Here is a 21,178-nt window from a genome sequence, read left to right as displayed (position 1 = left end):
AGTGACTTCTGTTATTACCTTGATAGAACGTTTAAGATCGGAATTAAAATAAAGTTAATGACATATTAAACACCAATAAGGAAACAGTTATTCCTAAACAAGAGAACGAAGACACTACGAATAATCAAATACTCTTTAAACAACAGAATAGTTACATACAAGTAGTCGCTAAAATTATTTTATATATGAAAACTTCAGGAAATTACACAAAGGTTTTTACCACTATAGATACGATTACAGTACATGGGAAAATTTCAGATATCTTAGCTTTGTTGTATGAAAATGAATTTTTGCAAGTTCATAAATCTTTTGATATTCAGCGTAATGAAGGCAATAGAATTCATATTGGGAATACGGTTGTTCCTATTATTGGTAGATTGTATAAAATGAATGTTAATGAGCTTTTAAAATAGGTTTGGAAATCGTTGCTTTTAATTAAATTATCTTTTAACTCTTTTATCAGAGCTTTTCAAATTACATTTCAAATTTCAAAATTGTTACCCCTAGTTCTGAAAAAATATTATGAACTTGTTCTCAGGGAATAAGAATTACTAGGGGAAAATTGAAGTTTACGTTTATATATTAAGTAAGAATCAAACATCGGTTACTTTTATTTCTTCTCTGAAGAGATTGAAATTACTTTTTTTAATTCTCCCTCATTGAGAAATGTTGAGATTATTCTAGGTAAATATCAAAATAAAATTACTAACTGATTTTAAATTGAACTATATATTGTATAAATGTGGATTCCCATAATTATATACCAATTGGTTTTATTATTTTTAAAGACATTTTAATAATAATAATAATAATATGTAATTCTTTGAGGTTAATAAAAAACAGAAAAATATTAAAAATTTGATAAAGTAATTAACACATCAAGTGAGGTATGATTGTAAAGAGAATAAAAATTTAGATTAATTTATAAAGAATAAGTTTGCACAAAAAAATAATTAAATATGAAAATAGATTTTTTACATCTTCAAAATTTTAGAAAGTTAAAAAATTGCCGAATAGATATCGCATCTAAAGAAACTGTTCTTGTGGGTGCTAATAATAGTGGAAAGACTTCTGCTATGGATGCAATGATTTTATTTTTAACTAAAAATAGGTCTTTCGACTTTAAAGACTTTACATTATCCAATTGGGCTGCAATTAATGCAATTGGAGATAAATGGTTAAATGAGAAAGATATAACTAAAGTAGATTTTTCAATAAAAAGTTGGGAAACTGAGGTTCCTACACTTGATATTTGGCTGAAAGTAGAGAACACAGAATTGCAACACGTGAGTAATATCATTCCATCATTAGATTGGGACGGAGGCATTCTTGGTGTTCGTTTAAGATATGAACCATTGGATTTAGAAGCACTTTATAATGAATTTACAGAAATCACCAATAATTCAAAAGCCATATATGACTCAGAAAAAAAGGGATCTACATTTAAATTATGGCCTAAAAATTTACGCGATTTTCTTGATAAGAAACTAAGTACTTATTTTAAAGTTCAAACGTATCTTTTAGATCCATCCAAACATGAAAGTCCACAATTACTTTCTGATAATGATTTGGCTATTCAAACAGATGTATTAGATAAACTTATTAATGTAGATATAATTAATGCGCAACGTGGCTTTACAGATGTTAATACAGATGCTTTAGAAGGTGGTAGTTCAAAAAACTTATCCAATCAATTACGTAATTATTATGAGAAACATCTAAATCCAAATGTTAATCCAACTAAAGCAGACATTAATGCTTTGGAGCAAATTCATCAAGCTAAGGAAACTTTCAACACAAACCTTGAAGCTAGTTTTAAGGATGCGTTGGGAGAACTTGAAGATCTCAATTATCCTGGTTTTGGTAATCCTCATATAACACTAAGTAGTGAAATAAATACAGCAAATAGTCTTCAGCACGATTCTGCAGTGCAATATTCAATGAATGATGGTGTTTCTAGTTTTTCCTTGCCAGAAAAATATAATGGATTAGGATATCAAAATCTCATCTCAATGATCTTTAAACTTATTAGTTTTAGAGATAAATGGATGAAGAAAGGTAAAAGCTATAGTATGTCGGATACTGAGGTAGTTTTTCAGCCTATTCATTTAGTATTAATTGAAGAACCAGAAGCTCATTTACACGCTCAAGTACAACAAGTTTTTATTAAGGAAGCTTACAAAGTATTAAGAAAACATAAGCATTTAGGAGATAAGACTGATTTTGAAACTCAGCTTATTATCAGTACTCACTCTAATCATGTAGCTCACGAGATTGATTTTACAGCTTTACGTTACTTTAAAAGAGATATTACAGACATAGGAACAATAAATACATCATCTGTTGTAAATCTATCTAAAACCTTTGGTACTGATGCTGATTCTACTAGATTTGCAAAGAGGTATTTAAAAACAACACACAGTAATCTATTCTTTGCAGATGCTGCAATACTTGTAGAAGGACCTGCAGAAAGAATGCTCGTTCCTTATTTTTTAAAGCATCACACTGAATTAAATAATTGCTATATCTCACTCTTAGAAATCGGAGGTAGTCATGCTCATACATTAAGACCTCTAATTGAAACATTGGGTCTGATTACATTAGTAATAACAGACTTAGACTCTGTTATACCTATGTCTAGGGGGACAAAAGTGCAACCAGCTATTGGTAAAAAATTTGAGACAGGCAATACAACTCTAGCAAAATGGATTCCTGCTATTAGAGATTTAGACACTGTGCTTTCAACTAAACTCATTGATAAAGAAGATAAATCCTTCCCTGTAAAAGTAGCTTATCAAATACCCATTGATATAGTCGATGACGCTAAAACTGTAACCGTTTACCCCTACACTTTTGAGGATTCATTAGTATTAGAAAATAGAGAAACATTTAAAAGCATAACTAAGGCTACTGGTCTATTAAAAAAGATGGTAGATGCGACGAATGAAATAACAGTGAAGAAGTCTGCTGACTCTATGTATAAAATAATTACAGATACGTCTTCAAAAAAAGCTGAATTCGCTTTAGAACTTTTTTACTTTAAAGAGCCTAATATTCTTAAAACACCTCAGTACATTAAGGAAGGATTAGAATGGCTTGAAGATAAGCTTGTGTCTCAAAAAACGGGACTAAAAACTAATTCAAAAACAATATGAGTTCAATTCCTACAAATAACAACATTGATGACGCTGTTGATGTACAGATCTCAAAATGTTTAAACCCTAAAGATCCTAGAAGCTTCTTTCTCTTTGCAGGAGCTGGTTCAGGTAAAACTAAATCTCTTGTTCAAGCATTGACTAAATTCAAAAAAGATTTTGGAGAAGGTTTTGAATTAAAAAATAAAAAAATTGCAATTATTACATATACTAATGCAGCTGCAGATGAGATAAAACATAGGCTTAAATTTGATTCGATTTTTTATGTTAATACCATCCATAGTTTTGCTTGGGAATTGATAAAGTCACTTACATCGGATATTCGAAAATATCTAGAAACCAAATTAAAAGAAGATTTAGAAAAACTAGAAGATGAACAATCTCGATCACGCAATCTACAAAACAAAAGTTCTATTGACAGAGCGAGGAAGATAGATTCTAAAGAAAGACGATTAAAAAACTTATCAAAAATCATTCAATTTACGTATAATCCGAATGGTAATAGTCAAAAGAAAGATTCTTTAAATCATAGTGAGGTTATCGGAATTGTTGCAAATTTTATCGAAAATAAATCTTTAATGCAAGATATTGTATCAGCAAGATTTCCTGTTATCCTGGTAGACGAAAGCCAAGACACAAAAAAAGAATTAGTTGATGCGTTGTTTGCATTGCAAAAAGAAAAAAAACAATCTTTTTCATTAGGATTATTTGGGGATACTATGCAACGTATTTATCTCGATGGCAAGCCTGATCTGGGATCATCTCTACCAAGTGACTGGATACTACCTTCAAAAAAGATGAACCATAGATCTAACAAACGTATTGTTAATTTAATAAATGATATACGTAAGGATGTGGATAATCAAAAGCAGCAACCTAGATCTGAAAAACCAAATGGAATTGTTAGACTTTTTATTGCTGATCGATCTAAGGGCAAAGCATCAATAGAAAATATTGTAGCAGAGAAAATGTCAACATTTTCAGGAGATAAAAAGTGGTTGAACCCTAATAATGTTAAGACTCTCATCTTAGAGCATCATATGGCTGCATTAAGGATGGGATTTGTTAATCTTTTTGAGCCGCTTTATAAAACTGATAAATTAAAGACCAGTCTTTTGGATGGCTCCTTACCATCATTAAACCTGTTTCGAAAAACTATTTTACCCTTGGTTGATGCTTATAAAAAAGAAGACAAATTTTCTATTGCAAGAATAGTTAGGTATAAATCCCCCTTGTTTGATAAAACAGTAATAGAAGCTTCAAAAAAACAATTAGATTATATTAAAACTATCAATAGCAATGTGATGTTGCTTTTAGGATTATGGGATGATAATAATGATCCACTTTTAACGGATATTCTTCGCTTAATTAAAAAGACTGGTCTATTTACATTAACTAGAGTTCTCAAAATTATTTCATCAAGAACAGAAGCTGAGATTATGAGTATTGAAAAAGATAAGAAGGAAAGAGATGATTCTGACTATGATGACCAACCTACTGACGAAGTCATAAATGCCTGGGATATAGCACTTGAAGCACCATTTTCTCAGGTAATTAATTATGATAAATATCTTTCTGAAGAATCAAGATTCGCTACTCATCAGGGTGTAAAAGGTTTAGAATATTCTAGAGTTTCGGTAATAATTGATGATGAGGAAGCTAGAGGTAATACGTTTAGCTATGACAAGTTATTTGGATCTAAAGAACTTTCGCTAAGAGATATAAAAAATAAAAAGGAAGGAAAGGATGATGGTGTTGATAAAACTAGACGTTTGTTTTATGTTGCCTGTAGCCGAGCAAAGGAAAGTTTAGCTATAATTGCTTACTCAGATAATCCTAGCTTGGTTAAAACAAACGCATCAGCTTATGGTTGGTTCGATGAAAGTGAAATAGAAATTTTGTAATCTTTAATTCAAGTCAGGTTTTAGTATAAAAAACACCTATTTTCCCTGCTGTAAAAGCCAATAAATACGTAAAAATAATTACTGGTAACCCTATACGATGGGTAAATAAAGTCCGTCTACTGATACAATTGACATAGGAATTAACATTCTAAAAAATAAAGCACCACTATAAAGCAAAAAAGCCCTTTCTTTTTAAGTTTTATGCTATAATAAAACCAATAAGTGCAACGAAATTATTTATAAATATAATATCTTTAAATAATTTCTGGTTTGTAGCCAAACCACTAATCATGGCATTTACTGATACTAATGATGCTACTTACAAATAACTAATAGAAGATCGTAAAATGAAGTATCTAATTTTATTATAAATTCAATAAAAAACGTATAAAATGAAACGTTTCGTACTCATTTTAAGAAATTTAATCGCCCTGCCAACTATTAAAAATAACAAATACAAAAAGAAACACAATTAAAAGCAACTTATAGAAATTGGAATACCTGCTGAAAATATGGGTTTCTAATGAAAAATAAATATTGAACTAATAAATATAAACAAATGATGATAAAAAAAACAATACTATTATTATTAACTGTAGTTACATTATTAACCGCCTGTAATTCAGAAAAGAAAAAGGAGATTGACGTAAAATCTATAAAAATTGAAGGTGTTCGTTTAGATAATACAAAACTGTGGCAAACCAATATAGAAACTACCCAAGGTATTAAGAAAATGCAACAGATGATGCATTCTTTTTCAGACAGGAATAACGCTACTAGCTATGCTAGCTTAAAAAATGAGTTGGAAACGGAATTTACAACCATCTTTCAAAAATGTACAATGAAAGGCGAAGCTCACAACCAATTACACAATTACCTAAAACCAATGATGTCCATTTTTGAAGGTTTAGAATCTACTAATTTAGCTACTTGTAAAGCGAATTTTAAGGCAATGGAAAAACATTTAGCTGGGTATGCTAACTATTTTAAATCATAATTTTATAGCTATTATATTGCTTTCAAAAAAAACTATTAAAAAATAATTGCATCAATTTAATTGTATATTTGCCGCCTTATATTTCTGTAAATAATCATTTGTTAAGTTTATGCCTTTTAAAAAATTACATGCCGATATTAAAGAGAAATTAGAATCTCTAGAAATAACAATACCAACTCCTTTTCAGAAAGCTAGTATTCCTGTAATAAAAAGTGGTGCCAATACCTATTGTACTGCACCTGAAGGTAGCGGAAAAACAACGGCACTTATACTTACTACTTTACATAAATTAAAATTTGAGGTTGTTGGTAATGCACCAAGAGCTATTGTTTTAGCAGGCGATAATGATAAGGCTATAGCATTAAACGATGCTTTTTTAAAGTATACGAGATATCATGAGTTACGCGTTTATTTAGCTGATGAAAAACTTCATATTGATGTACTTAAATCAGAAATATTTGAAGGAGTTGATGTTCTTATTGTTACACCTAAAATATTAAATAAATTACTTTTATTAGAAGGTATAAGTACTTCTCAGGTAAAGATATTTAGCATTGATGATGCACAGTTTTTAACAAACAACGCTTCTTACACTGCTTTAATGGCTGTAACACAAAGTATTAATAAATGTCAATTTGTACTTTATTCTGATAAAATGTACCCAATATTAAAACGTTTTGAAGATTACTTTATGAAGTATGCTAAAAAAGTATCAATTTAATTAAAAATATATTACTCAATTAAAATATAAAAAAAGGTACCGTATAATAACTATAGGGTACCTTTTTTTATGTTTTAATATTTATACTAATTCTTGTTTAAAATCACCGTAAAATAGAAAGGAAAAAAGGTAGCTTTATTACGGTTATTTTAAATTAGAAATGATTTTAGATGTTTCCTAAGCTGAAATTAGATTCGAGTGTTATTATTTGAGCTTCAGGGTCTGAATTATAAATAACAGCTTCAATTACAGATAAGTTTTTATTATTTTTTGTAATTAAAATCATTTTTTCATCAGAATCTTTATGAATTATTTTAATTAAATTTTTATAAATAATTTTATTATTTGTGATGTTTTTTTGAACTATATGATTCTTTTTAGAAAAAACTAACACTGTTTTATTCTGAACATCTTGTTTCATAAAATGTTCAATTGTTTTACTTGTGGCTATAATTGTAATTAAACAATAAGTAGCCATTGTATAATCTCCAAAAGTAAAAACCCCAAACACTATAATTATTGCATCAATAATAAGTATCAATTTATTAAAATCAACATTTATTTTTGGAGATAAAATTCTAGCAATAATATCTTGTCCGCCTGTTGTTGCACCTGCTTTTTTTACTAAAAATATTGTTATACCTACTAAAATACCGCCAAAAATTGATGATAATAATACGTCATTAACTATAATTTTACTTTTAGTTATCATTAATAAAAAATCTAATAGAAACGAAGATAAAATCATAAAAAAAGCTGTTTTAAGTCCAGCCTTTTTTCCTAAAAAACAAGTTCCCAATAACAATAAAGGAATATTAATACACAGTGCTATAATACCTACAGATGAAAAACCTAAGAGTTCACTAATAACAATTCCTAAACCAAAAACACCACCAGGAACAATCTTATAAGGCACTATAAATAACCCAAAGGCTAAAGCAACTACAATAGCGCCAATAAACACTAGTCCATAATTTTTAAGCTCGGCACTTATCCTTTTGTTTTCCATTATAATTAGCTTTTTTTATAAGTATTTAAAAAACTTACTCTTGTTTTTTTAATTGTGTGATCATTTCTTTGGTCATTGCCTCTAAATCGTACTTAGGCTTCCAGTTCCAATCTTCTCTAGCAGGAGTATCATTTATTGATGCTGGCCATGAATCGGCAATATCTTGTCTAAAATCAGGAGTGTATTCAACTTTAAAATCAGGATACCATTTTAATATAGAATCCGTTATTTCTTTTGGTGTAAAACTAACACCTGCAAGATTATATGAAGTTCTAACTTTTATTTGCGATTTAGGCGCTTCCATAACCTCTAGAGTTGCTCTAATTGCATCATCAATATAAATCATTGGTAAGCAAGCATCTTCTTTTAAATAACAAGTAAAATCTTCATTATTAATTGCTTTATGGTAAATATCTACAGCATAATCTGTAGTTCCACCACCTGGTAAAGATTGGTACCCTACAACACCAGGATATCTTATTGAGCGTACATCTAAACCATATCTTAAAAAATAATACTGCGCCCAATGTTCACCGGCTGCTTTACTAATACCATAAACAGTTGTTGGATCTAAATAAGCATCTTGTTTTGTGTCTAATTTTGGAGCTGTTGGCCCATAAACTGCTATTGAGCTAGGAAAAAACACTTTTTCTATTTTTTGATTTACAGAAACCTGTAAAACATTAAACAATGATTTTAAATTAATATCCCATGTTTGTATTGGGTTTTTCTCACCGTTGGCAGATAAAATTGCTGCTAAATGGTATATTTCAGTAACATTATGTGTTGTTACGATCTTAGTTAAGCCAGCTTCATCTGTAGCGTCTAACAATTCAAAAACACCTTCATAACCTTCAATTTTAACTATATCTGAAGCTATTACGGCATCTTTACCATATTTTTCTTTTAATGATGTGGTTAATACGGTACCTAACTGCCCTCCTGCTCCTGTAACTAATATCTTCATGTTCTAATTAATTTAATTCAGTACAAAAATATACATATCTGTTATTTAGAAGTAATAATAACTTTAATCTTACTTAAAATAAGTAATTTTATCTTTTTAATTATAATATTAAATAATTATTACTTTTTAAGAGGTTGTTGCTTATTTCAAAAAGTAATTTTTACTGTAGACACATGATGAAACTAGATGAAACTGATTTAAAAATATTAAGAATTTTACAGGCTGATTGTAAAAAAACAGCTAAAGAAATTTCTGAAACTCTAAACTTAACGATATCTCCTATTTATGAAAGAATTAGACGTTTAGAGAAATTAAATGTGATTAAAAAGTATGTAGCTATTTTAGATAAAAAACGAATAAATATACCTGTTACGGCTATATGTATGGTTACACTTCGTTATCATGACGAGGGTTTTATTGATAAATTTGAAGCACAAATTAAAGAGTTAAAAGAGGTTCAAAAATGCTATCACATGGCAGGAAAAGTAGATTTTTTCTTACATATTAACTTACAAAGCATTGAAGATTACCATGATTTTATTCGCTTAAAACTCTCTAAAATAGACAATATAGGTATTCTTGAAAGTTATTTTGTTTTAAAAAATATAATAGATAAAACGGAATATTATTTATAAAATATCCATAAAAAAAACCTGCATAGTCATAAACTATACAGGTTTTAAATAACCTAAAACATACTTATTTTAGACTCCCTTCTTTTTCAAAAATTGTTTAGCTTACATGAAGAAAAGTAATGATGCTACGATCATCCAACCTCCTACAATAAGTCCGAATACTCCTAATTTTCCTAATTTTGGAGCTAATTTTTCTCTTAACTCTTCTGCTTTTTGTTGTGCAGCTTCGTTTTTGCTTAATATTAATTTATTTATCATACCAAATCCTAACATAAATCCTAAAACAGCTTGAACAACACTTCCTGCTAAAAGAGTAATCCACCAGATTGGATATGAAGTTAACCATCCTAAGTTTAATATTGATGAGATAATACCCCAAACACCACCTAAACAGAAAATTAAACCAATCCAACCTTGGTAAGGCTCAATTTTGTCTAATAACTCTTTTGCATTTGGTTTCTTAGCCAAAATTAATGATGGTACTGCGATGATACTTAATAGGATTAATTGAATTCCGTAAAACATATTTTTTTATTTTTATTGATTAATTAGTTACACTGCAAAGTTGCGTGATTTTACAGTCCTATTTTAGACCATATACAGTGAAATTGAATACCCTACTTTCAGGGGGGCGTTTTTAGATTCGTCTTTTAAAAAATCAATTTTCAGCGAAATACCTAGTATGTATACAAACATTAAAAAAAGAAACTCCCTCCTATTTTAATTAAGAGAGAGTTTTTTTTATTTTAATATGTACTTTATTTTTAAGTAGTTGTGTACACCTGTTTATACAGAAATGTTATTAGTTTGCTAATAAATTATCTCGAGTATTTTTTTGTACTGTAATAGCTCCAAAAAGGGCTAACAAAAAGGCAAATGCATAAAAACCTTTTTCACTAGGTAATAATGTTGCATTCCAAAGACCAATAATTAACAGAACAATTGATAAAATTGTAGCAAACCAACATATACTATAATAAATATCTGTTACCGGAAGGTCTTCGAGTTTGTCTCGAACACTTTTTTGAAGTGATACCACTGAAAAAAGGCCAAACATTAAAACAGTAAAATAATATCCTTTTTCGTTTAATAACATATCAGACCTCCAAAGGCCGATTAAATACCCTAATGCTCCGGTTCCTAATGCAACCCACGAAGCAGCTACAAATGCACTTGATGTTTTTTGTTTCATAATTATTTTTTTTAGTTTTTCAAGAAATTTATGCTTAAAAAAGGTTCAAAAAAATAACTATTAAAGTAAATTTTTCTTTAGTTATTCTATTTTTGACTCATAGCGCAACAACTATTTACAATACAATTGGTAGTTATATTTTACTTGTATTGTCTTTTTCAAAGCATAGGTGAATATAGCTAATAATTACTAGCTATATTTTTTTCACTGTTAAAACTATCTAAAAATGAATAAAAAAATGGCACGAAGAGTTAAATACTTAATTTAGATGATAGCATTTACCTTTTTCAAGTAAAAAATTAGTTAAACCTTATCTTTATTGTAATTCTTAACTATTTATTTTCAGTCAATTTATTTAATACTTTTATAAAACTCTTCATTAAAACTTGCTAAAAAACTCTTTAAATCTTTTACACCAGTTTTCTCTTTGTTATAAATAACATTATCTAATTTCAAATCATTTTCTTTAATAATGATAAGTTTATCTATCCATACTTCTTTAGTAGCATGTAAATCATTAATGAACTCTATATCAATCAGATATTTATTTTTATCAAGGGTTATTTTTTTAATTGAATGAGATACATATCCTTCATACAAACTTGCGAAAATTTCACTTTCTATTAAAAAAATTGGTTTAATATTTCTGCGTTCGCTTTCTGGAATACGTTCACTCGATTTTTTTTCAACTACCCTAGCCTCTGAAATTAAGGATAACAAATTTTCTGAAAACACTTCATTCTTTAATTTGCTATTTCTATAGGGATAAGGAGTTTTGTAAACTTCGTTAATTAAATTTCTAACTTTCTCATATTCATCATTCTCATTACTATTATTATTCGTAATAATGGTAGTACAAGAAGTAATTAGGCAACAAAAAAATAATAGATATAATGATTGTTTAACTATTTGCATAATTAGTCCACTTTATATATCAATTTCATTGTAATTGAAGCTGTTTTTTCTCTAGAACTTGTATTAAAAGTACCACCCCAAGAATAATTTTCTTTTGAATTTTGCCCAGTAATTTGAAATATTCCCATTTTAGCTGACTCTAATTCGCCTAATTTTCCACCAGAAAATTTAGATATATTTTCTGCTCGTAACCTGGCATCTTCAGTTGCTTTTGATATCATTTTAATTTTAAGATCGGCAAGTTTAGTATAATAGTATCTTGGTGATTCTGAATAAAATTGAACTCCTTGGTTTAATAACTCTGTAATTTCTCTAGATATTTTTTCAATTTTATCAACTTCTTTAGATTCTATTTGAACAGTTTGAGTTAATTCATATCCAACAAACTCATTCCCCATAAAATTTCCGTCTGAAGAATATAGTTGTTTACTTTTTTCATTTGTTTTTACAGCACTATAAATAAGTTGTGCTGTTTTAATTCCTTTTTTAGCTAGATATGCATTTACCGTAGCTTTATTTTTTTCTAAAGTTAAATATGCTTGTTTTACATCTGCATCTTCCGCCCCAAAACTACCTTCCCAAACTATCAAATCAGAAGAAAAGTCAGTTTTCCCTAATCCTGTTACCTGAATTTCTCCTTCAACTTTATTTCTATCTGTATATGCTTTTCCTAAGAAGATTGAAGATGCAACTATTGCAATTCCAAAAATTATAGCATTTGTATATTCTTTCATATTATTAATTTTTTATTAGTTTAACGTATATATTAGTTTTATAATTCTTCTAAAGACAATGTTTTTAGTTACTTAGCAACGTAAAGTTTATAAAACTTATTACTTCCAAATTTATTGTCAGTTTTTATTAAATCAACCTTTAACTCTTTTAGGTTAAAATCATAGTTATCAATTACTTTAAGCTCTTCTTTTGCTAGCTTAAAGTATTTATTCTTATGCCACTTCCATTTACTTATAAAGTAATGAAAATCATTATCAGATCCTTGATAATAGTATCCTTTAAATGTAGGAGATGAATTAACGATAAAAGCATCTTTAACTTTATTCGAACTATATTTCTTATAAGTTGTTGTACAAGAAACAATACTTAGTATTATGATTATAAAGTATGTAAGTTTATTTATATTCATCATAGTAATATATAAGAACCTATATGGTATAAAGGGTGTAGTAATTTAAATTCATAGCAATTTTTAAAAACAACAAACCTGTATAATTATAAACTATACAGGTTTTTATGTAATCTAAAAAAATATTTATTTTAGATTCCCCTTCTTTTTCAAAAAAATGTTTTGCTTACATGAAGAAAAGTAATGATGCTACGATCATCCAACCTCCTACAATAAGTCCGAATACTCCTAACTTCCCTAATTTTGGAGCTAATTTTTCTCTTAACTCTTCTGCTTTTTGTTGTGCAGCTTCGTTTTTACTTAATATTAATTTATTTATCATACCAAATCCTAACATAAATCCTAAAACAGCTTGAACAACACTTCCTGCTAAAAGAGTAATCCACCAGATTGGATATGAAGTTAACCATCCTAAATTTAATACTGATGAGATAATACCCCAAACACCACCTAAACAGAAAATTAAACCAATCCAACCTTGATAAGGTTCAATTTTGTCTAATAATTCTTTTGCATTTGGTTTCTTAGCTAAAATTAATGATGGTACTGCGATAATACTTAATAGGATTAATTGAATTCCGTAAAACATATTTTTTATTTTTATTGATTAATTAGTTACACTGCAAAGTTGCACGATTTTTCAGCCCTATTTTAGACCAATAGTAGTGAAATTGAATACCCTACTTTCAGGGAGTCAACTAATCTATAATGCCTTGTTCTATAGCATAACGGGTTAATCCAGCGATGTTACGTACACTTAATTTTGATATTAAATTTTTTCGATAACTCTCTATAGTATGTGTACTTAAAAATAATTGAGTGGCAATTTCTTTAGTAGTAAACTCTTTTGCAATGAGCTTTAAAACTTCTCTTTCTCTTTTAGTTAAAGATATTTGAGGTTTTGATTTGGATGCAAACATTGCTTCCATTAATATATTTTTTATTCTTGAAGAAAAATAATTCTCCCCTTTTAAAATAGTTTTAATAGCTTTTAATAGTTCAGATTTTTCAGCATTTTTAGATAAGTAACCATTCGCATCTGTATCAATTAAATTTTGAATTTTTTCTGGTTCCTCTAGCATACTAACAACTAAAGTTTTTACTTTAGGAAATTGCTCTTTAATAGCTTTATTTAACTCAATACCATCCATCTCTGGCATATTAATATCAGTAATCACTAAATCAATTGCTGGCACAGGGTTAACTTGTAAATATTTAAGAACCTGTGTTCCTTTTGTTGCTGCTAATATAATTGTAATGTTTTTTTCTTCAGAAAGAATACTACGTAAACCATCTAAAAACATCGTATGGTCATCTGCTATTATTATAGAATATTCTGTTGTCATAATTTATCTTGTTGCGGAATGCTAATAGTTATTACTGTACCCCTATTTAATGCCGAGTCTATTGAAAAAACACCTTTAAAAATTTTAACTCGATGCTCTATATTTTGTATACCAATTCCTTTATTCGTCTTTTCTAAATCAAAACCAATACCATCATCTTCATATAAAAGCTCAATACTATTTTCGTTTTTAAGTATACTTATTTGTAAATCTATTTCAACTGCATTCGCATGTTTAAAAGCATTTGTAATAAGCTCTTTTATAATATTTAATAAATTAGATTGTAACGTGTAATTTAAAGCATTAACCGTTTTTTCTGGGTACGCCTCAAAATTAATAAGTACGGTATTATTTTGATTTAATGTTGCTATGTAGTTTTTTACTAAAACAGTAAAGTTGTTTTCTTTAAACTCATCAGGAATTAAACTGTGAGAAATATCTCTAACATGTTGGTACGTTTTTTCTAATTGTTCAAGCAATGAGCTTACTTCAGGGTTACTATCTATTAAATTATTCATTTGTAGCTTTATACCTGCAATATTTCCTCCTATACTATCATGTAATTCTCTAGCAATACGATCTCTTTCTTTGTTTTGAACAATAATCGTATTTTTTATCAATTCTAACTCTTGTGCTTGTAGTATTGATGTCATTTCTTTTTGACGTAGCGCTTCTTGTTGTTTATTAAGTAAACTTTGAGTTTGAAGCTTTTGATAATAAACGATTAAAAATAAAATTATAGGAATAAGAATTATAAAAAAACCAATAAGAATTGAATATTTTATTGTTTTTTGATATTCAATTTCTGTTTCTTTTTTTACTTGATCTTCTTGTAATTTACTTATTTTTTTCTCCTTTTTTAATGTTTCGTATTTAAACTCTAAATTTCTAATGTAACGTAAATTTTGATTCTTTATAATTTTACGATTTACACTTTCTAATTGAGTTTTTAAATTATAGGCATTTTTAAAATCTTCTTTTGTTACGTAAAGCTGTACTAAAGCTCTAATTATTTTTTTCTGTAAATTTAATTGATTCCATTGTACAGAATTAACATACGCTGAAGAAAGCACCATTTCAGCAACGTCATAGTTTTTAGAACGCTGATAAATTCCTCCTTGATTTAAGGTTATAGAAATATAAATATCATAATAACCATTAGCTAAGGTTTCTTGTTTTATTTTAGAAAAAATTGACAACGCTTCATCAAACTTACCTTCAAAAGAGATTAACATAGCTAAGGCAGCTTTTAATCTTAAATAAATTTTAGGGAATTTATTTTTGTTGATAGTTTTTAGAGCTGCTTTAATTATTGTTTTTGCTTTAGCAGGCTGCTTAGTTAATATGTTATAATTAGATGCTGCTATTTTATAATAAACTAATAACGGTTCAGTATTACAAATAGGCTTTAACTCATCTAAAATATTTTTAAGTTTTAAGGTATCTCTTTTTAAAATGTAAGTATCAGCTAAGGCTAACTGAAAACGTTGAAATACCAAGCCATCCTTTTTAGCTAACGTAATTCCCTTTATAAAATAACCTATAGACTCCTCTAGAAACCCCATGTTTTGAGACCCTAAACCTTTGTAAAGAAGTCCTTTTAATTCGTACTTATCTTTAAGTTTACCTACCTTTTTTAAGTTAAAAAGTTCGTTTTTTATTGTTGTTCCGTAATAAAAAAGAGAATCCGCATTATTTGATCGTAAAAATAGTGTAGCAATACTGTCTAAAAGAACAAGTTTTTCCTTTGGTTCTTTAGCATTATACAAAGATTTATATAATTGTCGATTAACTACTCTTGGTGTATGACCAAACATTACAAAGTTATCTTTATTCTGAGCACAAAGTACTGGTGCCAAAAGAAAAAGAAACACTATAAAAATTTTAGATATGTAATTGGTAAATTGATTCATTTAATGCAAAAATATAACAAAACTATTTTATTGAGTAACAATATTAAACTATATAAAAAACAATAACTTCACGGTTTTCAGGGTTTTTAACATGATTCTGGAAATCTTAAAGCATAAAACACTTAAATTTGTAAGCCCTATTATAATAAGAGAAAAATTAAATGAATAGCAAAATACAAACGATACTTGTTAAAAATTTAAATGGAACTGAAATAGATTTAATGACTTCTTATAAAAATGAAGTGTTATTGCTAATTATATATAACAATGATTGTTTAGGGTGTACAGGGCGTGCAATTCCTTTAGCTTATGAGTTTCAGCTTAAATATCCATCGATTAAAGTTGTAGGAATTCATGCTGATTTTGTAAATAGAGAGGGTACAAAAGCTTCAATTAAAAGCATTTTTACGAGTGGTGAAAATCCATTTCCTATTTATATAGATGAACATCACAAAGTATACGACCAATTTAACGCTGAAGGAACACCACAATGGTTGCTTATTTCTAAGAATGGAGAATTATTTAGGTCTATTTTTGGTTCACAAAAAAATGCGCAAAACAGATTGTATTACGCATTAGAAAGTCTAGTGGAAGCAAATTAGAGTAAATCTTTATAAAAAATAATTACCTCTATTTATTTATATTCTCTAAAGTAAAATAAAACGGTGTAGCGTTTTTACCTACACCTCCTCCTGTCATTACAATATCAGCACTTGTAATACCAAGTAAATTAAATTTTGTATTAATTTCTGAGACTATAGCTGAGTTTAAAACTTCTCCTTCATCAACTTGAGAAACAACTCCTATAAAAATTGTTGGTTGAAATTCAAAGAAAGCTTTTTGTTCTGGAGCTAAATTTGTTTTTATAGCTACTAAACTTCCATCTCTATAACAGTTAGCATTAATAGCGCCAACAGTTAATTTATTTATAATTTCAACTTCATTTGCATTTGTAGCTGAAGTTGAAGAAAGCCTAAGTACATCTCCCGATGTGTCTTTAATCATCTCAAAAGCATTACCATTATAAGCAGTTAACTTAGGGCTATAATTTCCGTATGAATCACTTGCTGATACTTGAATTTCCATTGTATATGTAAACGGGTGATTATCATTTCTACCACAGTTTTTAATTACTTTCCAGGCAACCACCGTTTCATCGAAATTTTGAGCTACATTTTTTTGAAAGATTACAATTTCACTGTTGTTAATATCATTTGATCTATTAATAAAGTTTAATTTTATGTTATCCATGAGTTTATTGAGTTTATTTAGAAAAAATTAATTTTTACATATTAAAATTAAAAAATTAACCTTTATAAGAACTCGTAAATGTTATAAGCGTTTAATTTTCTGTTATGAAGTACATTATAGTATACTTATAGATTAAGAAAGTTAGAATAACTAAATATTAGTTCGTTTAATAAAAGTAATAGAACATTCTAATTAAAAAATACTAGAGATTAGTAGTTAAATGAATATCATTAAGCAACAGGTTTTAAACAGAGTAATGTGCCCCTTGTTATCAATTCGAGCATTGCTGAAATCAAAAGACAGTTTGATTGAAAGCAGTAAACGAAGTTTCGAGAACTATTAGCCACTAAAAAACAGGTTTCGAGCGCTTAACCAGACATTCCTCATGTTTTTTCAATTAAAATATAGGTAATTATCTACCGAGCTCTAAAAAAATTCCTTTAAAAAACTATATTCGCAGCATGTGGATGTATTTAGGTTTATTAGCAGCGCTTTTTTTAGGATTACATAATTTATGTAAAAAACATGCAGTACAAGGCAATGAAGTATTTCCGGTACTTTTAGGAACCATTTCTAGTGGTTTTTTATTTATTGCTGCTTTTTATGTTTTTGCTGTTTTTTATCCTGACTATGCGCTTGAAAAGGGATACAATTTTCAGAATGTTTCTTGGCAAACACATGGTTTTATTTTTATAAAATCGGCAATTATGGCAAGTTCTTGGATTTTAGCATATCAAGCGCTAAAACATTTGCCCATAACTATTGTTACACCAATACGCTCTGCAGGTCCATTTTTCACCTTTATAGGCGCTATTGTTATTTATAAAGAAAGTCCTAATTTACACCAATGGATTGGTTTTTTCTTAATCATTTTTTCAGTGCTTTTGTATTCACAAATTGGAAAAAAAGAAGGAATTAACTTTAAACGGAACAAATGGATTTTCGCCATTATAGGAGCTACTTTTTTAGGTGCTTCAAGCGGATTATATGATAAGTTTTTAATTCAGAATTTACAATTAAACCCACAAACTTTACAGTTTTGGTTTTGTTTATATACAATACTCATTTTGCTAGTTATCTTAACGATTACCTGGTTTCCGTATGCTAAAAAACGAAAAGCTTTTAAATTTCGTTGGTCTATTATTGCTGTGGGAGTTTTATTACAAGCAGCAGACTATTTTTATTTTAAAGCTTTGCAAGATCCTGAGGCTTTAATTATGCTACTTTCCGCTATAAAAAGAAGTCAAATACTAATTGCTGTTGTTATTGGTGGCTTAGTATTTAAAGAAAAAAATAAGCGTAAAAAATTAATACCCTTAATCGGTATTATGATTGGCGTATTTTTAATTTTATATTCAAATTAATCATAAAAGAGCCCTATTTACTACCTATCTCATCTAAGTTTCTTTTAGAATTTTAAAGTTATGTTAAAAAAGAATGAACGTTCATTTTTGTTTATATCTTTGCATTATAAATATGCATAATGGTGAAACTTCAAAAAAGTATAGATAAACGTAACGCTTTAATTAAAGCTACAATAAAACTCGTTAATAACAATGGTTTTCATGCAACACCAATGAGTAAAATAGCAAAAATGGCAAACGTTTCACCTGCTACTATTTACTTATATTTTGAAAACAAGCAAGATTTGGTAAATAAAACCTACATAGAGGTTAAAGAAGAGTATACAACTTATGCTTTTAAAACTTACAATGAAAATACCACCGTTAAAGATGGTTTTGAACTTATATGGAAACGTATTGCAGATTTTAAACTTAAAGAATGTGAAAAAGCAATGTTCTTAGCACAATGTGACAATACTCCTGTCATAGATGAAGAATGCAGAAACGAAGGTATTAAACACCTACAGCCCCTACTCGATCTTTGGGCACGTGGTAAAAAGGAAGGTGTTATTAAACCTTTATCTGATTACTTACTGTATGCATATTCTATAAATCCATTATCTTTTTTAATGATTACACAAAAACGTGGTTCCTTTCAATTAGATAAAACACATTTAGAAGAAGCATATCAGTCTGCTTGGAGTAGTATTAAAACTTGCAAATAAATTAGAATATTATAAATAAAGTATATAAAAATGGAATTATTAGATAAATTAAATTGGAGATATGCAGCAAAAGCTATGAATGGTGAAAAAGTTGCTGAAGATAAAATAGCGCGTATTTTAGAAGCTGCTCGATTAGCTCCTACCTCTAGCGGATTACAACCTTTTGAAGTTTTTGTGGTAAAAAGTAAAGATATTAAAGAACAAATTAAACCTGTAGCTTGGAATCAAGCTGTTATTACAGATTGTTCGCACTTACTTGTTTTCGCTGCTTGGGATACTTATACTGAAGATAGAATTAACTATATGTTTGATTTAACAAACAAAATTCGTGGCTTTGAAAATGAAGGATGGGAAAACTATCGTAAAATGTTATTAGGTATGTATCCTCAAAAAGATGCTGAAGAAAACTTTAATCATGCGGCAAAACAAGCTTACATTGCTTTTTCTCACGCGATTATTGCTGCTGCATACGAAGGTGTAGATGCAACACCTATTGAAGGTTTTGAACCTGATGCAGTTGATAAAATTTTAGGTTTACGTGAAAAAGGATTACGTAGTGCTGTATTATTACCAATAGGCTACAGAAAAGAAGATGCTGACTGGTTAGTTAACTTAGTAAAAGTTAGAAAACCAATTGAAGAATTAGTTACTGTTATTGAGTAATTATCATCTATAAAAATATCTAAAGAAGTTAAAAATGAACAATTTTGATTTTAAAAATCCTACCAAAATTATTTTCGGTAAGGACTCCATAGAAAAAATAGAAAGTGAGATTCCTAAAGACGCAAAAGTATTATTACTTTTTGGTGGCGGGAGTATAAAGAAAAACGGAATTTACAATCAAGTAAAAACTGCTTTATCTAAAGTAAACGTTATTGAATTTGGAGGGATACCTGCAAACCCAGAATACGCTGTTTTAATGGATGCTTTAAAAGTAATTAAAGACGAAAATATTACTTATCTATTAGCTGTTGGTGGTGGTTCTGTAATTGATGGTACTAAATTTTTATCTGCTGCAGCGCTTTATAATGATGAAACTCCTTGGGATATTTTAACTAAAAAAATTAGAATTGAAAAAGGAATGCCTTTTGGTACTGTACTAACATTACCCGCAACAGGTTCTGAAATGAATTCTGGAGCTGTAATTACACGAAAAGAAACTAAAGAAAAACTAGCAATGGGAGGTCCTGGTTTATTTCCTGAGTTTTCAATATTAGATCCTTTAGTTATCACTTCTATTCCAAAACGTCAATTAGCAAATGGATTAGCAGATGCTTTTACACATGTTTTAGAACAATATATGACTTACCCTATTGGTGCTTTACTACAGGATAGATTTGCTGAGAGTATTTTACAAACCTTAATTGAAGTTGCTCCTAAAATTATAAAAGATGCTACTGATTATAAAGCTGCTTCTAATTTTATGTGGAGTTGCACAATGGCGTTAAACGGATTAATTCAAAAAGGAGTACCTACAGATTGGGCTATTCATGCAATTGGCCATGAGTTAACGGCTTTATTTGGTATCGATCATGCTCGAACATTGGCTGTAATTACACCAAGTCATTATACTTTTAATTTTGAAAATAAAAAAGAGAAGCTAGCACAATACGGTGAGCGTGTTTGGAATATTACAGAGGGCACTATTGATGATAAAGCCAATGCTGCTATCGAAAAAACAGTTGCTTTTTTCCATGAATTGGGTATTGATACTAAATTATCTGACTATACTAAAGATTATGAAGGAACTGCTGAGTTAATTTCAAAACGTTTTACCGATCGTGGTTGGTTAGGTTTAGGCGAACATCAAAATTTATCACCAGAAAAGGTTGAAAAAATTGTAAAAATGGCTTATTAACTGGTATAATAAGCATCTATTTTAACTTTATCTGAGATACGATATTTCATTTATAAATAAAAAGCCCATCAATAATGATGGGCTTTCTTAATAACTTAAAGTA

General features: G+C 28.6%; 22 protein-coding genes. 11 read left to right on the top strand and 11 right to left on the bottom strand.

Going from position 1 to position 21,178, the window contains the following annotated elements; all coding sequences use genetic code 11:
- The first annotated feature begins 62 nt into the window (after positions 1–62).
- The 5 genes from H518_RS0110675 to H518_RS0110655 all read left to right on the top strand — a co-directional run bounded on the left by H518_RS0110675 (position 63) and on the right by H518_RS0110655 (position 6,777).
- Positions 63–413 carry a LytTR family DNA-binding domain-containing protein gene (locus tag H518_RS0110675; protein ID WP_316929592.1) on the top strand — a complete coding sequence of 117 codons (351 nt, stop codon included), beginning with the start codon at positions 63–65 and terminating at the stop codon, positions 411–413.
- Between the two features lie 546 nt (positions 414–959).
- Positions 960–3,155 carry an ATP-dependent endonuclease gene (locus H518_RS0110670; protein WP_028889039.1) on the top strand — a complete coding sequence of 732 codons (2,196 nt, stop codon included), beginning with the start codon at positions 960–962 and terminating at the stop codon, positions 3,153–3,155.
- The gene (locus H518_RS0110665; protein WP_028889038.1) at positions 3,152–5,059 is read left to right on the top strand and encodes a UvrD-helicase domain-containing protein; all 1,908 of its coding nucleotides are present in this window, start codon (positions 3,152–3,154) and stop codon (positions 5,057–5,059) included. Before H518_RS0110670 ends, H518_RS0110665 begins: the two co-directional genes overlap by 4 nt.
- Positions 5,060–5,618: 559 nt before the next feature.
- Complete coding sequence (locus H518_RS0110660) at positions 5,619–6,056, top strand: hypothetical protein (protein ID WP_155995206.1); 438 nt, start codon at positions 5,619–5,621, stop codon at positions 6,054–6,056.
- Between the two features lie 109 nt (positions 6,057–6,165).
- On the top strand, positions 6,166–6,777 hold the full coding sequence (locus tag H518_RS0110655) for a DEAD/DEAH box helicase (protein WP_028889036.1): 612 nt from the start codon (positions 6,166–6,168) through the stop codon (positions 6,775–6,777).
- 166 nt (positions 6,778–6,943) lie between these two features.
- On the opposite strand, the gene H518_RS0110650 is transcribed toward H518_RS0110655, so the two are convergent.
- Positions 6,944–7,786 (bottom strand): YitT family protein, encoded by an 843-nt coding sequence (locus H518_RS0110650; protein ID WP_028889035.1) that lies wholly within the window; start codon positions 7,784–7,786, stop codon positions 6,944–6,946.
- A 34-nt stretch (positions 7,787–7,820) separates the two neighbouring features.
- The gene (locus H518_RS0110645) at positions 7,821–8,753 is read right to left on the bottom strand and encodes an NAD-dependent epimerase/dehydratase family protein (RefSeq protein WP_028889034.1); all 933 of its coding nucleotides are present in this window, start codon (positions 8,751–8,753) and stop codon (positions 7,821–7,823) included.
- A gap of 173 nt (positions 8,754–8,926) precedes the next feature.
- Here H518_RS0110645 and H518_RS0110640 point away from each other — a divergent pair, with 173 nt between their 5' ends.
- A complete protein-coding gene (locus H518_RS0110640; protein ID WP_028889033.1) occupies positions 8,927–9,388 on the top strand; it encodes an Lrp/AsnC family transcriptional regulator in 462 nt (153 codons plus the stop codon).
- A gap of 102 nt (positions 9,389–9,490) precedes the next feature.
- Here the strand turns inward: H518_RS0110640 and H518_RS0110635 are convergent, their stop codons facing one another.
- The 8 genes from H518_RS0110635 to H518_RS0110600 form a co-directional block, all read right to left on the bottom strand.
- Positions 9,491–9,913, bottom strand: a complete 423-nt coding sequence (locus H518_RS0110635; RefSeq protein ID WP_028889032.1) for a hypothetical protein — start codon at positions 9,911–9,913, stop codon at positions 9,491–9,493.
- 277 nt (positions 9,914–10,190) lie between these two features.
- Complete coding sequence (gene yiaA / locus H518_RS0110630; protein ID WP_028889031.1) at positions 10,191–10,580, bottom strand: inner membrane protein YiaA; 390 nt, start codon at positions 10,578–10,580, stop codon at positions 10,191–10,193.
- A 351-nt stretch (positions 10,581–10,931) separates the two neighbouring features.
- On the bottom strand, positions 10,932–11,495 hold the full coding sequence (locus tag H518_RS0110625; protein WP_028889030.1) for a hypothetical protein: 564 nt from the start codon (positions 11,493–11,495) through the stop codon (positions 10,932–10,934).
- Between the two features lie 2 nt (positions 11,496–11,497).
- Entirely contained in the window at positions 11,498–12,229 is a 732-nt protein-coding gene (locus H518_RS0110620; RefSeq protein WP_028889029.1) for an SIMPL domain-containing protein, read from the bottom strand.
- Between the two features lie 68 nt (positions 12,230–12,297).
- Positions 12,298–12,639, bottom strand: a complete 342-nt coding sequence (locus tag H518_RS0110615; RefSeq protein ID WP_028889028.1) for a hypothetical protein — start codon at positions 12,637–12,639, stop codon at positions 12,298–12,300.
- A gap of 166 nt (positions 12,640–12,805) precedes the next feature.
- A complete protein-coding gene (locus H518_RS0110610; RefSeq protein WP_028889027.1) occupies positions 12,806–13,228 on the bottom strand; it encodes a hypothetical protein in 423 nt (140 codons plus the stop codon).
- Between the two features lie 109 nt (positions 13,229–13,337).
- Positions 13,338–13,985 carry a response regulator transcription factor gene (locus H518_RS0110605; protein WP_028889026.1) on the bottom strand — a complete coding sequence of 216 codons (648 nt, stop codon included), beginning with the start codon at positions 13,983–13,985 and terminating at the stop codon, positions 13,338–13,340.
- Positions 13,982–15,859, bottom strand: coding sequence for a sensor histidine kinase (locus H518_RS0110600; protein WP_162143109.1), 1,878 nt, complete (start codon positions 15,857–15,859; stop codon positions 13,982–13,984). The genes H518_RS0110605 and H518_RS0110600 overlap by 4 nt, the downstream gene beginning before the upstream one ends.
- A gap of 200 nt (positions 15,860–16,059) precedes the next feature.
- On the opposite strand from H518_RS0110600, the gene H518_RS0110595 reads away from it, so the two are divergent.
- Positions 16,060–16,500, top strand: a complete 441-nt coding sequence (locus H518_RS0110595; protein WP_028889024.1) for a TlpA family protein disulfide reductase — start codon at positions 16,060–16,062, stop codon at positions 16,498–16,500.
- 28 nt (positions 16,501–16,528) lie between these two features.
- Here the strand turns inward: H518_RS0110595 and H518_RS0110590 are convergent, their stop codons facing one another.
- Positions 16,529–17,149 carry a hypothetical protein gene (locus H518_RS0110590; RefSeq protein ID WP_028889023.1) on the bottom strand — a complete coding sequence of 207 codons (621 nt, stop codon included), beginning with the start codon at positions 17,147–17,149 and terminating at the stop codon, positions 16,529–16,531.
- 461 nt (positions 17,150–17,610) lie between these two features.
- Here H518_RS0110590 and H518_RS0110585 point away from each other — a divergent pair, with 461 nt between their 5' ends.
- The 4 genes from H518_RS0110585 to H518_RS0110570 all read left to right on the top strand — a co-directional run bounded on the left by H518_RS0110585 (position 17,611) and on the right by H518_RS0110570 (position 21,075).
- Entirely contained in the window at positions 17,611–18,513 is a 903-nt protein-coding gene (locus tag H518_RS0110585) for an EamA family transporter (protein ID WP_028889022.1), read from the top strand.
- Between the two features lie 119 nt (positions 18,514–18,632).
- On the top strand, positions 18,633–19,217 hold the full coding sequence (locus H518_RS0110580) for a TetR/AcrR family transcriptional regulator (RefSeq protein WP_028889021.1): 585 nt from the start codon (positions 18,633–18,635) through the stop codon (positions 19,215–19,217).
- Positions 19,218–19,247: 30 nt separating this feature from the next.
- A complete protein-coding gene (locus H518_RS0110575) occupies positions 19,248–19,880 on the top strand; it encodes an NAD(P)H-dependent oxidoreductase (protein ID WP_028889020.1) in 633 nt (210 codons plus the stop codon).
- Between the two features lie 34 nt (positions 19,881–19,914).
- On the top strand, positions 19,915–21,075 hold the full coding sequence (locus H518_RS0110570; protein ID WP_028889019.1) for an iron-containing alcohol dehydrogenase: 1,161 nt from the start codon (positions 19,915–19,917) through the stop codon (positions 21,073–21,075).
- Positions 21,076–21,178 lie beyond the last annotated feature (103 nt).

This window comes from Tenacibaculum ovolyticum DSM 18103 (assembly GCF_000430545.1).
Taxonomy (GTDB): domain Bacteria; phylum Bacteroidota; class Bacteroidia; order Flavobacteriales; family Flavobacteriaceae; genus Polaribacter; species Polaribacter ovolyticus.
The sequence above is the reverse complement of the archived record's forward strand: the minus strand, read 5'-3'. Positions and strand labels throughout refer to the sequence as shown.